This is a genomic window from Roseomonas sp. KE2513 (assembly GCF_016107305.1).
In the GTDB taxonomy this organism is placed as follows: Bacteria; Pseudomonadota; Alphaproteobacteria; order Acetobacterales; family Acetobacteraceae; genus Roseomonas.
The window spans coordinates 145,586-161,130 of record NZ_RCVR01000007.1; the positions used below are offsets into that span (position 1 = coordinate 145,586).

A 15,545-nucleotide genomic window follows, 5' to 3' on the forward strand; every position below is an offset into this window, starting at 1 on the left:
GCGCCTGCCGGTGACGGACGGGATTGTGCCGGCGGTGGAAGCGCCGCCGGCACGGATCCTTGAGCTTTTCCGCGAGCTTGGGGAGCTAAAGCGCATCCGCTCCGCGGGGCGCGATGGATCCATCGCAGATCGGCTCTTTGTTGCGGCTTGGTCGGCGCTCTGCGGCGGGCGTCCTGTGTCGGAGGCCTGGCGTGCGACGGTGACCGCCGCTCTCGCCGCGACGCGGCTGGGCGACATCGACCGGGGCGTGCTGGGCACGCTTGGCCTTCCGGCCGCGGACGCCCAATCCATCTTCGATCGCGCGACCGAGGAGGCGGCGGAGGAGGTGGACCCTGGCCTCCGCGCGATGCTGCGCAACGCGCCGCCCGCAGAGGCAACGGGGACGGTGCCGCCCTTCGTCGCCCTGCTGGCGCGCCAGCCGCGGGCCGGCGTCACCTGTCCCGGCCGCCCGCGCCTTCTGCTGGAACCGCCGGAGAATCATGCCGAGCACTGCCTGATGGTTGCGGTCTACGGCGTGCTTCTCTGCCCGGTCTATGGGGCGCGGCCGGAGATCGTCTTCCTCGCCGCCCTCGCGCACCACCTGCATAACGCGCTGATTCCGGACTCCGGCTTCGCGGGAGAGGTGCTGCTCGGCGAGCATCTTGAGCCCGCCTTTGCCCGCGCGACGGAAATGGCGCTGGCCGAGCTTCCCCCTGACCTTGCCGAGCAGACGCGCGAGGCCCGCGCCATCCTGCCCGACGCCGGGACGCCGGAGGGGCGCGCCTTCCACGCGGCCGACACGCTCGACCGCGTGCTGCAGATCGAGCAGCACCTGCGCGCGGGCAAGGCAAGCATGTCCTATGTGCTGAACGACATGGCGCTCGTCCATGAGGGGCCGGTAAAGTCCTTCCAAGACCGGCTCCTCGCCGCCGTCGGGCTCTCCGCATGATACCGGACACGCCCCATTCGGTGGCGGATGCCGCCGGGCGGCGCTGGCCGGTGATCGATGGCATCGTCTTTGCGCGAGCCTCGCGTCCGGAACTGGCGGCCGAAGCGCTGGCGCGTCTCGATGCCGGGGATCGCGAGGGTGCCCTGGTGGTGTTGCTGGCCGACCAGGACGACTGGTGGCGCGGTCCCACCGCCGATGCCGCGGCGCTGCGTGCCCTGGTCGTGGACCGCGCGAGCCTCACCCTGCGCCAAGCCATGGAGCATCTCTCCTGGGGGCCCGTGGGCGACTACTTTGCGCATCGCTGGAGCGACCCGACCTTCCTCGCCGGCCTCGCGTTGATGGAGGCGCACTGGACGGCACCGCGCAGCGCCTTCGAGCTCGCATGCGGCATCGGCCAGTACCTGCGCGCCCTTTCCCAACGCGGCGTGGCCGCGACGGGGGCGGATGTCGTCTTCGCGAAGCTCTGGGTCGCTCGTCACTGGGTGGCACCGGAGGCGGAGCTCATCTGCCTCGACGCCGCGATGCAGCCCTGGCCCATCGGCGAAGACCGCCGCTTCGATCTCGTTGCGTGCCACGACGCCTTCTATTTCCTGGAGCCCAAGGGACCGATCCTTGCGCGGCTGCGCGCGATGGCGGGCGAGGGGGGGTGGCTTGCCATCGGGCATGTCCATAACCGCGAATGGCCGAACCTTTCGGCCGGCGCGGCGGTCACGGCGGATGAGCTGGCGGCTCTCTTCCCGGACGCCATCGCCTACGATGATGCCGAACTCACCCGCGCGGCGGTGGAGCGACGTGCTCCCCGCACGGCGCCGCCTGCTGCCCTGCGCGGCGCTGAGGCCTTTTCCGTTGTGGCGGGGCCGGGGGCGATCCCGGCACGTTCCGTGACGGGGGCGCTATCCCTGCCGCCCGAGGGAGCCTTCCTGCGCCGCAACCCGCTTTACGCCGCGGGTAAAATTGCCTGGCCCTCCGAGCGCTACGCACGGGAATACGGGCCTCGCGCTACCTATCCCGCCCGCACCGACTGCCCTGAGCACGCGGTTGCCACCGCCGCCACGGCGGAATGGGCACTGCGACGCGAGCTGCTGGACCTCCCGGAGCGATGGTGACGGCGCTCGCCGCCCGGGCGCTGAGCTGGGGCATCGTCGGCTATGGTTGGGTCGCGCGCGACTATGCCGCGCCCGCCATCCTCGCGGCCGGTCATGCGGTGCGCGCGGTCTGCGATCCGTCGCCTGCTGCGCGGGGGGCGGCGCTCGCGACGCTTTCTCCGGCAGGGGGTGCCCATGCCGATCTGGGGCCGTTGCTGGCGGACCCGGAAGTGGACGCGATCTACGTCGCAACCCCGAATCACCTGCACCGCGCGGCGGTGGAAGCGGCCGCCGCGGCGGGCAAGGCGGTGCTTTGCGAGAAGCCGATGGCCGCGACGATCGCCGACGCCGAGGCGATGGTTGCGGCCGCCTCGCGTGGCGGGATTCTTCTCGGCACCGCTTTCGACCAGCGCCACCACCCCGCCCACGCAGCCATGCGCGCGGCCGTTGCCGCCGGGCTGATCGGCACGCCCACCGTCATCCGCATCGCCTATGCCTGCTGGCTGGGACCCGATTGGAGCGTGACGGGCGAGGGCGACAACTGGCGCGCCGATCCCGCGCGGGCAGGCGGCGGCGCGCTCATGGATCTTGCGCCACACGGGATCGACCTCGCCAACTACCTCCTGGGCGAGCCGATCGAGGAGATTGCCGCTCTCACCCAGCGCCGCGTGCAGCCCTATCCCGTGGATGATGGCGCGTTGCTGATCGGCCGCACGGGTGGCGGCGCGCTGGTGCAGCTGCATGTCGCCTATAACTGCCCGGACGCGCTGCCGCGCCGTCGCCTGGAAATCCTCGGCTCGGCCGGTCAACTCCTGGCGGAGAACACCATGGGCCAGGACGCCGGCGGCCGCGTGACGCACACAGATGCCTTGGGCCGCAGCCGCAGCCTGCCGGTGCCCGACGCGGAAGCTTCCCCCTTCGCCCGCCAGATGGCCGCCTTCGCCCGTGCCCTGGCCAATGGCGACCGCGAGACGTTCAGCACATCTCGCGACCTGCACACCATGCGGCTTCTCCACCGCGCCTATACGGGGGATCCCGCATGCCGCTGACACCCTGGGCCTGCGCGAATTGCGGCTTCTGGCAGAAGCATTTCGAGCCACGCTCCTGCCCCGTCTGCGACGACACGCGCAACGACCTGCCGCATGACGGCTGGCACTTCCTGCGGGAGGAGGAGGTGGCGGCGCGGCTCACCGGCTCCTGGCGGCAACTCGACCGGGACATGGTCGCCTTCAGCACCGCACCGCCCTTCGGCCTGAACGGCACGGGCTGGCTGCTGCTGCATCCCGATGGCAACACCGCCTTCGAGGCCGCGCCCTACTACACGCCGGAGATGCTGGAGGAGATCCGCCGCCTCGGCGGTATCCGCTTCCTCGCGGCCTCTCACTGCCACGGCTACGGCGCGCTGTGGCAGTTGCAGGACGTGTTCCAGCCGGAGGTCATGGCCATCCAGAAGGACGACCTGCGGATGACCAAGGCCTTCCGCGTCACCTGGCCCTATGACGAGGCGCTGGAACTGCGGCCGGGCCAGACGCTGATGCATGTGGGCGGCCATTACGAGGGCCAGGCCATTCTCTACGACGAGGCGCGCCGCACCCTCTTCTGCGGCGATGCCTTCAAGGTGGACCAGGGGGCGGCCGGCGAGAACCTGGCTGTCTCCACGCACAAGGCCTTCCACAAGGATATCCCGCTCTCGCCGAACGAGGTGCGGAAGTACCGCGACGTGATCGGCGCGGTCGATTTCGATACCGTCTGCACGCCCTTCGAGCACGCGCGGGGAATCACCACTGCGATTGCGCTGGCGGTACTGGATGACCAGCTGCGCGGCCCGCCGGGCGTCCGCCACATCCCAATGGAGGAGCTCCGCCGCCGCGCGGAGACGAGAAGCGCATGAGCGACGAACTGCATCGCGTGGCCGAGGCCTTCCGCGCCACCATGCCGAAGCACGCCCACGTTTCCACCTTCCGCATCGATCATCTTGACCGCACGGGTATTCCTGTGGTGCAGGCGAATCTCCTCGTCGAGAACTATCCCGCCACCACCGGCTACGGCTACGGCTTCACTCCTATTGAGGCGGAGGTGGGAGCACTCGGGGAACTCTGTGAGGAGGTACATATCGGCCGCTGGGTCGCGCGGGCGCCGCGCACCACCGGAAGCTACGCGGAACTCTCCCGCACGCACGCCGTGGTAGACCCGCTCACCCTCTGCCTCTCCGCCGGCTCCGACTACACGCCGGACATGCCGCTGACCTGGATCGAGGCGCGGCGCTGGCCCTCGGGCGAGACGGTCCTCGTGCCGCGCGAGTGGGTTGCGGCCTATCCCTACCAGCTCGGTGACGAGAAGCCGCGGCTGATTACGCCGATCACCAACGGCCTCGGCGCTGGCTTCGACCTGGAGCACGCGATTGCCCACGGCATCATGGAGGCGCTGCAGCGCGACGGGAACGTCACCGCCTATCGCGCGCTCGACCAAGGCGTGGTGGTGGAGCCCGACGCCGTGCCGGACGCGCAGGTGAGAGGGCTGCTGGACCACCTGAAGTCGCTCGGCATCGGCGTGACGGTGAAGCTCGCGGCCGAAGACTTCGGCATGGCCAACCTCTACGTCGTCGGCGACGACCGCGGGCAGCCCACCGCCCCCATCCAGGTCACCTCCTGCGGGGAAGCCGTGCATCCCGACTGCGACCGCACGCTGCGCAAGGCGCTGCTCGAATTCTGCGGTTCCCGCGCGCGCAAGGCCGCGACGCACGGCCCCATCCCGATGCTGCGGGAGGCCCTGCCGCTCGATTACGTCGAACGGCAGATGAAGGTGGCCATGCTGGACGAGGAGGAGCCGCGCGCCCTCGACGCCATGGTGGAGTGGATGGGCCAGGACGCCGATGGACTGCGCTCTCGCCTCGCCAGCAGTGTCTTCGCCGCGCGCAGCCATCGCCGCCTGTCGGAGCTGCCGACCGTGCCCGCGGCCGCTGTCGCCGATTCCAAAGCCCGCCTCGCGCTGCTGACGGAGCGGCTGGCGGCGGAGGGCCTCGAAATCCTCTACGTTGATGCTTCTCCGCCGGGAGAGGCGGTGCGCGCGGTGAAGGTCATCGTGCCCGGGCTCGAGATCGAGACGATGAGCTATCACCGTATCGGCTGGCGCGGCGTGCGCCGCCTGCGCGCGCGGAGGGACCCGCTGATCCTCGATACCCCGCGGGACGGAGCGAAGCGCGTCCTGCTGCGCCCCGAGGACGAGGAGCGCGCCGGCGGCCCCGCCTGGTTCGACGGCGCACTGGCCGACCGCCTCGTCGGCCGCCTCTATCCCATGTACCGCGAGACCGGCACCTTCGCGGCGCAGATGGTCCTCGCGCAACGCCGCGGGCAGGCGGTGCCGGCATGACGCTCCGCTTCGCCTACAACACGAATGGCGCCGCCAACCACCGGCTGGCGGATGCCGTCGCCCTCATCGCCGATGCCGGCTACGATGGCGTGGCCCTTACCCTTGACCACCACCACCTCGACCCGATGGAGGAGGGCTGGGAGCGCCGCGCCGAGGCCCTGGCGCGCGACCTCTCCACCCGCAAGCTCGGCTGCGTCATCGAGACCGGCGCGCGCTACCTGCTGGACCCCCGCGCGAAGCACGAGCCGACGCTGCTGACGCCAACGGCGGAGGGGCGCGACCGCCGCGTCGCCTTCCTCAATCGCGCGATCGACATCGGCGCCATCCTCGGTGCGGAGGCCGTCTCCTTCTGGGCCGGCGTGCCGCGCGCGGGTGTGGAACGCGGGCAGGCGTTGGAATGGCTGCGGGGCGGCGTCTCCCGCGTCCTTGAGCACGCCGCCACCCGCAACGTCACGGCGGCCTTCGAGCCCGAGCCCGGGATGCTCGTGGAAACCGTGGACGACTGGTCCGCCCTCGACCTCCCCGGCCTCAGGCTCGCACTGGACCTCGGCCACCTGCTGGTCACGGGCGAGCGCGACCCGGCCAGGGCCGTGCAGGAATTCGCGCCTCATCTTGGTACTGTCGCGATCGAGGATATGGCGCGTGGCACGCACATCCACCTTCCTTTCGGGGAGGGCGACATGGACATCCCCGCCTGCCTCGATGCGCTGGAGGCAATCGGCTTCGAGCGCCTCGTCTGCGTGGAACTCTCCCGCGAGAGCCACCGCGCCGACAGCATGATCCCTCAATCCCTCGCCTGGCTGCGCGCCTGCCGGTCTGCTTGAAGAGGGGCGCATGAGGGTCCTCTTCCTCTCCCGCCGCTTCTTCCCAGCCATTTCGGGAATGAGCGTCTACGCCATCAACCTGCTGCGCCAACTCGTGGCTGCCGGGCACGACGTGACGATGGTCAGCCAGTATCGCGGCGATCCCACGGGCACTCGCGTCTATGGTGGCGGCCCGCCGCCAGAGGTGCCGGGCGTGAAGGTCATTGGCCGCCGGTCCCTGGGCGAGGAAGCTTTCGCCGAGCCCGGCGGCGCGGATTTCGAGCGCGACGTCGAGGACATGGTGAGCACCATCCTGGCGGAGCACGCGAAGAAGCCCTTCGACGTGCTGCACGCGCAATACGGCTATCCCAACGGCTGGGCCGTGCTGCTGGCGGCGCAGCGCATCGGCGTGCCGACTGTCGTCTCCATCCAGGGCGGAGACGGCCACTGGGTCGGTTCCTGCTGCGAGACGCACCGCCAGGCGATGCTCCGCGTCCTCAACCACGCGGACCGGCTGCTGATCGGCTGCGACAGCTTCGCGCAGGAGGTGGTGGACCGGCTCGGCGTGGCACGCGAGCGCTTCACCATCGTTCCCGGTGCCGTGGAAGTGGACCGCTTTCACCCAGCCCCCGGCCACCAGCCCGGCGACGCGCAGGATCCAGTTCGCCTGCTCTATCACGGCCGCGTGGACCGGCGGAAAGGCGCGCTCGACATGCTCGACGCGCTGGCCGTCCTGCGTGACGAGGGCGTCCCCTTCGCCGCCACCATCAGCGGCATCGGGCCCGACCTTGACGCCTGCCGCGAGCGCGACGCCGCGCTGAAGCTCGGCACGAACTTCTCCGGCTACGCCGATTACGCGGCCGCGCCCGCCCTCTACCGGCAGGCCGACGTGTTCGTCTCGCCTACCTATGCGGAGGGTTTCTCCAACACCGTGCTCGAGGCCATGGCGAGCGGGCTGCCCACTGTCTCCTGCAACGCCGTCGGCGTGGTGGACTGCTTGCGTCACGAGGAGAACGGGCTGCTCTCCGACCCTGGCGATATCCCAGCCCTCGTCACCAATCTTCGCCGCATTATCCAGGACGCCCCGCTGCGCGCCCGCCTCGCGGCAACGGCGCTCGAGGAGTGCCGCCGCACCTATTCCTGGGAAGCGGTCGGGCGGCAGATCATGGGCGTCTACGATGAGGTGCAGGGCATGCGGCCCGATACCGGCTTCGACCCCGTCCTGCCCGCTTCCGACTGCCGCTTCCGCGCAACCCCGCACCTGCTCTGACGCTGCTGCCGGATGCCGCTCGCCCTCGCCCTCTCGCCGCATCTCGACGACGCCGCCTTCTCCGCCGGAGGGGCCATTGCCCACCTGGCGCGGGAGGGCTGGGAAGTGGTGGTGGCCACGATTTTCACCGCGACCGTGCCCCATCCCAGCGGCTTCGCCCTCGCCTGCCAGACGGACAAGGGCCTGCCGCCAGAAGCCGACTACATGGCTATCCGTCGGGCGGAGGACCGCGCCGCCTGCGCAGCCCTTCGTGCCCGTCCGCTGCACCTGCCGCTGCGCGAGGCCCCGCATCGCGGCTACGCCTCGGCCGCCGCCCTCTTCGCCACGCCGCGTGCGGACGACATGGCGCATTTCGACGCCGCCGAGGCGATCGAGCGGTTGTTGGCCACCCTGCGGCCGGACCTACTCCTCGCTCCCCAGGCCATCGGCGGGCATGTGGACCACGTCCTCACCGTGCGCGCGATTCAGATGTTGGATCCCGGCCTGCCCATCCTCTGGTGGCGGGACTTTCCCTATACGATGCGCGCCGACACGCCCCGCCGCCCTTTCGAGGCGATGCTCTCCCGCTTCCCCGAGGCCGCGCTGCCCACGGATCCCGCGGCGAAGCACGCCGCCTGCGCGGCCTATGCCACCCAACTCGGGTACCAGTTCGGCGGCTCCGCCGGCCTCGCCCGCGCCCTGGCCGCGACGGGCGGGGAGGAGACGGCGCGCGCCCAGGGCCATGCGCCGGCGCTGACTCAGGTCGCCTGATGCCGCGCGGCCCCTATGCCGGCGCCTTGTCCAACGCCACGGAACTCGCCGCGCGACAGGCCTTGCTGGACACCGCCGCGCATACCGCCCCAATTCGTGCGCTTGCCTGGCGCATCCGAGAGGCCACCGGCCGCCCCGTGCCCGACCCGGACCCGTTGGATGGCGGCGTGGAGGCGCGGCTCCTCCTCCTGCTCGAAACGCCGGGGCCACGCATGTCGCACGAGCACGCCATCGTCTCGCGCGACAAATCCGGCGGCACCGGCGCCAACCTCCGCCGCTTCCTGGGCGCTGCCGGCATCGCACGCGGGGATACGCTGATCTGGAACGCCGTGCCCTGGATCATTCACGCGCCTGGCGCGCTCAACCGCGCCCCGCGGATGGCGGAACTGCGTGCCGGATTGGAATTTATCCCCGCCCTGCTGGAGCTAATGCCGTGCCTTCGCGTCGCCGTCCTGGCCGGGCGTTTCGCTGCCGCGGCGGAGCCGGTGATCCATGCTGCCAACGCCGCGCTCCCTGTGCTGTCCATGCCGCATCCCAGCCCGACCTATGTCTGCACCAGCCCGGCCATCCCTGCCCGGATCGCCGCCGTGCTCGACGAGGCCGCCGCCCTGCTCCGCGGCGCGCCAGCGTGAACGCCGACCTGTGGAGGTGACCGCGGAGCGCCGCCGGCTCTTCGCCGCCCTCGTCGCCTTCATCGCGCTGGTGCTGGTCGATCTCGGGTTCCGGGTGCTCGCCCCCGGCGGCTGGACGGTCTGGGAGGTGCTGCTTTTCCTGTGCCTGCTGGCCAATGCGCCCTGGCTGGGCCTTTCCGCCGCAACGGGCATCCTCGGCGCTGCCATTCGGCTTCGCGGGCAGGCCGGGGCGCCCGCGCCCACCGGCGGGCCGCTCGCGCTCCGCACCCTTCTCGCCGTCTGCATCCGCGACGAGGAGACGGATGCCGTGCTCCCGCCCCTCGTGCACCTGCTCGACGGGTTGGCGGCGAGCGGCCATGGAGGCCACTTCGCCCTTGCCATCCTTTCCGACACCGCCGATCCCTGCCACGCCGAGGCGGAGGGTGCCACCATCAGCCGTTTTGCGGAGGGCCGTCCGGATGGGGCCGTAATCTACCGCCGGCGGGAGGAGAACATCGGTTACAAGGCCGGCAACGTAATGGATTTCCTCGACCACCATTCGGCCGGCTTCGACCTCATGCTGCTGCTGGACGCCGATTCCGAGATGACGCCCGAGGCCGTTCTGCGCATGGTGCGGGCGATGGAGGCCGATCCGAAGCTCGCCATCCTCCAGTCCACCATCTCCGGCCGCCCGGCCGCGGCGCCTTTCGGCCGTCTCCTCGGAGCCGGCCATCGTCCGGGTTCCCTCACCTGGGCGGTCGGGCAGGATTGGTGGCAGGAGGCGGAGGGGCCGTTCTGGGGGCACAACGCCCTGCTCCGCATCGCGCCGTTCAGCACCCATTGCCGTCTGTCGCCGCTGCCGGACGGCAGCCATATCCTCTCCCACGACCATGTGGAGGCGGCGCGCCTGCACGCGGCCGGCTGGGCCGTGCGCGTGCTGCCAGACCCATCCCCGGAGGGCGCGGGATCGCGCGAATCCCACCCGCCGAACCTGCCGGAATTCCTGGTGCGGGACCGCCGCTGGGCCGCGGGCAACCTGCAGTACCGCCACCTGTTGCGCGATCCCTCCCTCGGCGCGCTCGGGCGCTTCCAGATGCTGCAGGCCATCCTGCACTACATCCTTGGCCCGCTCTGGTTCGCCATGCTGCCGCTGGCCGCGATCAACGCCGCGATGGACGGAGAGGGAACGCCGCGTGGCCCCCTCGTGCTGCTGCTCGTCCTTGGCTACGCGGCGCTGCACCTGCCGCGTCTGGCCGGCCACGCCGTCGCGCTCCTTCAGGGCGCTGGCTGGCCCTATTTCCGCACTGCCCTGGCCGAGAGCTTCTTCCTCCTCCTCTTCGATCCCATCGCGGCCTTCGACAAGACCCTGACGGTGCTCGCCCATGCCTTCGGCCTGCGCCGCGGCACCTGGGTCGCGCAGCATCGCGCCGAGCGTCGTGTCTCCTGGCGGGAGGCCGCGGCGCTTCTGTGGCCGCACACCCTGGCAGGCCTGCTCATCCTTTCTCTACTCGCCCTTTCCGGCTCGGCCTTCGCCGTGCTGGCCGGGCTGCCTGTTCTCGCAGGGCTGCTGCTCGCCATTCCCTTCTGCGTCCTCACGGCCGCGCCCGATGCGCGCTGACACCGCCGGCCCGCTGATCGCCGCGCCCGCCTGGCGCTACGCGGTCATCTGCGGCCTCTACGCCTATCAGGGCCTCGTCGCCGGCTTCGCCCTCACCGCCCTGCCGAACCACTACGCTGCCATGGGCGCGACGGCGGCGGCAGTGGGCGCGCATGTCGCGACCGTTGGCCTGCCCTGGATCCTGCAACCTCTCTGGGGCCCGGTGGTGGACCGCTTCGGCGGCTTCGCCATGGGCAGGCGCCGCTTCTGGGTGGTGGCGGCGCTCACCCTGTCGTTGCTCGCCCTCGCCCGCCTGCTGCTGGTGGAGGACGAGAGCGTGGCAGGCCTGCCCGTTGTCAGCGCCGTCTTCCTTGTCCAGAGCGCCTTCGCCGCCCTGACGGACACGGCGACCGACGGCATGATCATCGACAACGTGCCCGCGGAGCGCCTGGGCACCGCTAATGCTGTCACCCGCGTCGGCTTCGTCTGTGGCACCGCGCTGGGTGCCGCGCTCTTCGCCTGGATGCTGCCAGCCTATGGCCTGCACGCCTCCGCTATTGCGCTGTTGGCGATCGGCGTCCTCGCGTTGCTTTTGCCCCTCATCGTGCGCGAACGGGCAGAGGACGCCGTACTCTCGCTGCGCCCCGCACCGGCGCGCATGGCCGGCGAAACCCTGTTCCAGCTTCTGCGTCGCCTGGCCGCCAGCTTCTCCGGCGGCACCACCCTCGTCCTGCTCGCGATCTGCTTCGCCACCGACTATGCGGGCGCCCTGTTCCGCCTTCCGCTCACGGTCGAGCTCATCCAGCACCGCGGATGGGAGGCCGAGGCGCTCTCCCGCTTCCAGGCCGCCACCGCCCTCGTCACCGGCACGGCCGGCGCCATGCTGGTGGGGTGGTGGACGGACCGGGAGGGCACCTCCCGTGCGCTGGCGATCCTTCTCGCCCTCTGCGCCGTCTCGCATGTCGGCGCGGCCGCGCTGCTGCTCCTCTCGGACCCGCGCTGGGCCGCGATGGCCGGACCCTTGGCGCTCGGCCTCTCTACCGTCATGCCGGCGCTGCTCTTCGTCGCCCTCGCCCCTGCGGTGATGCAGGCCAGCCTCGGCCCCGCGGCGGCCACGCGCTTTGCCCTCTTCATGGCCTCGCTGAACATGGGCGATGTCGTGGGCTCGGCCATGTCGGGCCAGGTCTCGGCGGCGGTCGGCCTCCCGCTGGTGGGCTTGGCTGCGGGCAGCGCCTTCGGGCTGCTCGCCCTGCTGTCGCGCCTGGGGGCGGCGCGACGCCTGGGGCTTTCCTAGGCCTCCTCCATCACCAGCAGCGTTTCCCCGGCTGTCACCGGGCGCCCCTGCCTGCAGCGGATGCTGCGGATGGTGCCGCCGATAGGGGCGGAGACGCGCAGCTCCGTCTTCATCGCTTCCAGGATGATCACCGCATCCCCGGCGGAGACGATCTGCCCCTCCTCCACCAGCACCTTCCACACGCTGCCATGGATGTCGGCGGCCACCTTCCGCCCGTCCATCTCCTCCTCCGGCGACGCCTCCACGGCCTCGGCGGCGGGCTGCGTGTCCTCCTCGCGCCAGCGCGCGACCTCCCGCTCAAAGGCGACGGCCTGGCGGGCCTTGAAGGCGGCGATGCTCTCCGCCTGCTCCACCAGGAAGGCCTCGTGCGCGCCGAGGTCGAAGACCTCCTCCTCGATGCGGATCGTGGCGCGGCCCTCGCGGAAGTCGTCGCGCAGCCGGTCCAGCTCCGCCTCGCTCACCTCGTAGTAGCGGACCTGGTCGAAGAACTTCAGCAGCCAGGGCTCGCCCGGCGCGAAGACGGGGTTGCGGAGGAACTTGCTCCAGATTGGCAGCGTGCGCCCGACGAGCTGGTACCCGCCCGGGCTGTCCATCCCGTAGATGCACATATAGACGCCGCCGATGCCGACCGTCCCCTCCGCTGTGAAGGTGCGGGCAGGGTTGTACTTGCTCGTCAGCAGCCGGTGCCGCGGATCGACGGGCACGGCGCAGGGCGCGCCGAGATAGACGTCACCGAGGCCGAGGATCATGTAGCTCGTCGCGAAGATCGTGCTCTTCACCTCCTCCCGCGTGGCCAGCCCATTGATGCGCTGGATGAAGTCCACGTTGTTCGGAAGCCAGGGCGCGCTCGCCCGCACTGTCTCGCGGTACCGGTCCACGGCGCCCAGCGTCGCGCTGTCCTCGAAGGCCATGGGCATGTGGACCACGCGGGTCCTCACCTTCATGGCGCCAACCGGCGGCAGCTTCGCCTCGAGCGCGATCAGCGCGTCCAGCAGCGCGCGCTGGTGAATGACGCGGCTATCGTAGTTCACCTGGAGCGAGCGAACGCCGGGCGAGAGTTCCAGGATGCCCGGCACCGGATCGGCCCTGAGCGCCTCCATCAGCGCGTGCACGCGGAAGCGGAAGCGGAGGTCGAGCACCGGCCGCCCGTATTCGAGCAGGATGTAGCGGTCGCCCGCCTGGCGATAGGCCACCTCTGGCCGGTCGCCCTCCGCGGGCAACTCTGCCAGCACGCAGGCCGAGACGGTGCCCTCCGGCGCGAGGGAGGGCGCCTGCATCGCGACCACATCCGGCGCGGAAAGCGACACGATGGCCACATCCTGCGCGCGCTCCAGCGCCAGCGCCGTGTCGAAGGAGATGGGCCGGAAGCGGATGCGGTCGCCCGGCTTGGCCTGCCCCACCTTCCACAGCTCGGCCTTGGCAATCGTCACCGGGCAGACGAAGCCGCCCAGGCTCGGCCCGTCTCGCGTCAGGATCACCGGGCTGTCGCCGGTGAAGTTCACGCTGCCGATCGCGTACTCGCAGTCATGCACGTTGGAGGGATGCAGCCCCGCCTCGCCGCCGTCGCTGCGCGTCCATGTCGGCTTGGGGCCGATCAGGCGGATGCCCAGGCGGTTGGAGTTGTAGTGAACCTCGAACGCGGCCGCGAAGAACTCCTCAATAGCCTCCGCGGTGAAGAAGTCCGGCGCGCCGTGCGGTCCGTAGAGGACGCCCACCTCCCATTCCGTGGGATAGGCGGGCACCAGGGCCGCCGGCGCCGCGCCCGGCGCGGGTGCGTTGGCGGCCGGTTGGCCGAGCGGTAGCATGTCGCCGGCCCGCAGCACGCGCCCTGCATGCCCGCCGAACTGCCCGAGCACGAAGGTGGAGCGGCTGCCGAGATAGAGCGGCACGTCGAAGCCCCCGCGCACCGCGAGGTAGCTGCGGCACCCGGACGTCGCCCGTCCGATCGCCAGCACCTGGCCCGCGCGCACCGCGACCGGCGCCCACCACGCCACGGACTCGCCGTCCAGCGTCGCCGGCGCCGGCGCGCCGGTGAGCGCGACCACGCCATCCGTGTGGAAGCGCAGCGTCGGGCCCGCCAGCGTGCATTCCAGCCCCGCCGCTTCCTCCAGGTTGCCGACGATGCGGTTGCCCAAACGAAAGGCGAGGTCGTCCATGGGGCCGGAGGGCGGCACGCCCACGTCCCAGTGCCCGACACGGCCAGGATAGTCCTGCACGGTGGTGAAGGTGCCGGGCTCCAGCACTTCCGCCGCCATGGCATGATAGGCGAAACGCGAGAGCGCCTGCGTGGAAACGTTGCCCGCCGTGAAGGCGGGCGAGGCTACGACTTGGCGCAGATAGTCGAGGTTCGTTGCGATCCCGCCAAGCCGCGTCGCGTCCAGCGCCGCGCGCAGCCTGGCGATGGCGGCCGGCCGATCCTCCGCATGGACGATCAGCTTAGCCAGCATCGGGTCGTAATAGGGCGAGACCTCGGTGCCCGTGGAAACCCACCCGTCCACCCGTGCACCGGCGGGGAAGAGAACCTCCGTCAGCGTGCCGGGGGAGGGCTGGAAGCCGTGCGCCGGGTCTTCCGCATAAAGCCGCACCTCGATCGAGGCACCCTTGGACTCGGGCAGCACGTCGAGCGAGGGAGGCGTGCCGGCCGCGGTGCGGATCATCCACTCCACGAGGTCGATGCCGAGCACGGACTCGGTGACGGGATGCTCGACCTGAAGCCGCGTGTTGACCTCGAGAAAGTAGAATTCCTCCCGCGCGCGGTCGTAGATGTACTCGACCGTGCCGGCGGAGCGGTAGCCGACCGCCTTGCCCAGCCGCGCTGCGGAATCGAGCAGCCGTGCGCGCACCGCCTCCGGCAAGTTCGGTGCGGGCGTCTCTTCCACCACCTTCTGGTTCCGCCGCTGCAGCGAGCAGTCGCGCTCCCCCAACGCCACGACCTTGCCGCGGCCATCGCCGAAGATCTGCACCTCGACGTGCCGCGCGTCATCGATGCAGCGCTCGAGGAAGACGCCGCTGTCCCTGAAGAAGTTCGCGGCGAGGCGCTGCACCGCCTCCCAGGCCGCTTCCAGCGCTGCCTCGTCGGCGCAGCGCGTCAGTCCGATGCCGCCGCCACCCGCCGTGCTCTTGAGCATGACCGGGTAGCCGAGCCGCTCCGCCGCCGCCCGCGCCTCATCCAGGCTTCCCAGCAAGCCGGTGCCGGGCGTCAGCGGCACGCCCGCCTTCTCAGCGATGGCGCGCGCGGCATGCTTGAGGCCGAAGTCGCGCATCTGCTGCGCGGTGGGGCCGACGAAGGTCAGCCCGGCGGCCTCGCAGGCCTCCGCGAAATCCGCATTCTCGGCCAGGAATCCGTAGCCGGGGATGACCGCCTGCGCCCCCTCGGCCTTTGCCGCCGCGATGATCAGGTCGCCCCGGAGATAGGTCTCCGCCGGCGAGGAGCCCGGCAACGCCACCGCCGCGTCGCAGGCCGTGACATGCGCGCTGTTGCGATCCGCCGTCGAATGCACGGCGACGCTCCGGATGCCCATGGCCTTGAGGGTGCGCGCGATGCGGACGGCGATCTCGCCGCGGTTGGCGATCAGGACAGTTTGGAACACGAGGGGAGGGCTCCGGCTTTTTGGCCAGCCGGGCCGTCCGTCCCGCGCGGGACGGCGCCCAGGCCGCCGTGCAGCCGCAGCAAGCCTCATGCCATTGGGAATCCTTCACCGCCCGAGCGTTGGGGTGCCCGCCTCCAGTCCGGCCGAGACCAGGGCCGCCCGATCCGCATCCACCAGCAGAACCCGCAGGCTTTCGGCCTCCATGCAACGCCCCGGCCCTGACCGGCGTGCTGCGCCGCACACGCAAG

12 protein-coding genes are annotated in these 15,545 nt (G+C 71.0%); 11 read left to right on the forward strand and 1 reads right to left on the reverse strand.

Annotated features, from left to right (window positions below):
• The first annotated feature begins 10 nt into the window (after positions 1 to 10).
• The 11 genes from D9599_RS09540 to D9599_RS09590 are packed head-to-tail and all read left to right on the forward strand — an operon-like array spanning position 11 to position 11,707.
• Positions 11 to 928, forward strand: a complete 918-nt coding sequence (locus D9599_RS09540; RefSeq protein WP_198380997.1) for an HD domain-containing protein — start codon at positions 11 to 13, stop codon at positions 926 to 928.
• Entirely contained in the window at positions 925 to 2,034 is a 1,110-nt protein-coding gene (locus D9599_RS09545; protein ID WP_198380998.1) for a bifunctional 2-polyprenyl-6-hydroxyphenol methylase/3-demethylubiquinol 3-O-methyltransferase UbiG, read from the forward strand. The genes D9599_RS09540 and D9599_RS09545 overlap by 4 nt, the downstream gene beginning before the upstream one ends.
• On the forward strand, positions 2,028 to 3,062 hold the full coding sequence (locus D9599_RS09550; protein WP_198380999.1) for a Gfo/Idh/MocA family protein: 1,035 nt from the start codon (positions 2,028 to 2,030) through the stop codon (positions 3,060 to 3,062). Before D9599_RS09545 ends, D9599_RS09550 begins: the two co-directional genes overlap by 7 nt.
• A complete protein-coding gene (locus tag D9599_RS09555) occupies positions 3,053 to 3,904 on the forward strand; it encodes an MBL fold metallo-hydrolase (RefSeq protein ID WP_198381000.1) in 852 nt (283 codons plus the stop codon). Before D9599_RS09550 ends, D9599_RS09555 begins: the two co-directional genes overlap by 10 nt.
• On the forward strand, positions 3,901 to 5,382 hold the full coding sequence (locus D9599_RS09560; protein WP_198381001.1) for a YcaO-like family protein: 1,482 nt from the start codon (positions 3,901 to 3,903) through the stop codon (positions 5,380 to 5,382). The genes D9599_RS09555 and D9599_RS09560 overlap by 4 nt, the downstream gene beginning before the upstream one ends.
• On the forward strand, positions 5,379 to 6,206 hold the full coding sequence (locus D9599_RS09565) for a sugar phosphate isomerase/epimerase (protein ID WP_198381002.1): 828 nt from the start codon (positions 5,379 to 5,381) through the stop codon (positions 6,204 to 6,206). Before D9599_RS09560 ends, D9599_RS09565 begins: the two co-directional genes overlap by 4 nt.
• Positions 6,207 to 6,216: 10 nt before the next feature.
• Positions 6,217 to 7,455: a glycosyltransferase family 4 protein gene (locus tag D9599_RS09570; RefSeq protein WP_198381003.1), complete on the forward strand. Its 1,239-nt coding sequence runs from the start codon at positions 6,217 to 6,219 to the stop codon at positions 7,453 to 7,455.
• Between the two features lie 12 nt (positions 7,456 to 7,467).
• Positions 7,468 to 8,205, forward strand: coding sequence for a PIG-L deacetylase family protein (locus D9599_RS09575; protein WP_198381004.1), 738 nt, complete (start codon positions 7,468 to 7,470; stop codon positions 8,203 to 8,205).
• On the forward strand, positions 8,205 to 8,837 hold the full coding sequence (locus tag D9599_RS09580) for a uracil-DNA glycosylase (protein ID WP_198381005.1): 633 nt from the start codon (positions 8,205 to 8,207) through the stop codon (positions 8,835 to 8,837). Before D9599_RS09575 ends, D9599_RS09580 begins: the two co-directional genes overlap by 1 nt.
• Before the next feature lie 10 nt (positions 8,838 to 8,847).
• Positions 8,848 to 10,434 carry a glucans biosynthesis glucosyltransferase MdoH gene (gene mdoH, locus D9599_RS09585; RefSeq protein WP_309228590.1) on the forward strand — a complete coding sequence of 529 codons (1,587 nt, stop codon included), beginning with the start codon at positions 8,848 to 8,850 and terminating at the stop codon, positions 10,432 to 10,434.
• A complete protein-coding gene (locus D9599_RS09590; protein ID WP_198381007.1) occupies positions 10,424 to 11,707 on the forward strand; it encodes an MFS transporter in 1,284 nt (427 codons plus the stop codon). The genes mdoH and D9599_RS09590 overlap by 11 nt, the downstream gene beginning before the upstream one ends.
• Here the strand turns inward: D9599_RS09590 and uca are convergent.
• Complete coding sequence (gene uca, locus D9599_RS09595) at positions 11,704 to 15,297, reverse strand: urea carboxylase (protein WP_198381008.1); 3,594 nt, start codon at positions 15,295 to 15,297, stop codon at positions 11,704 to 11,706. The two genes, D9599_RS09590 and uca, sit on opposite strands and share 4 nt — an antisense overlap.
• Positions 15,298 to 15,545 lie beyond the last annotated feature (248 nt).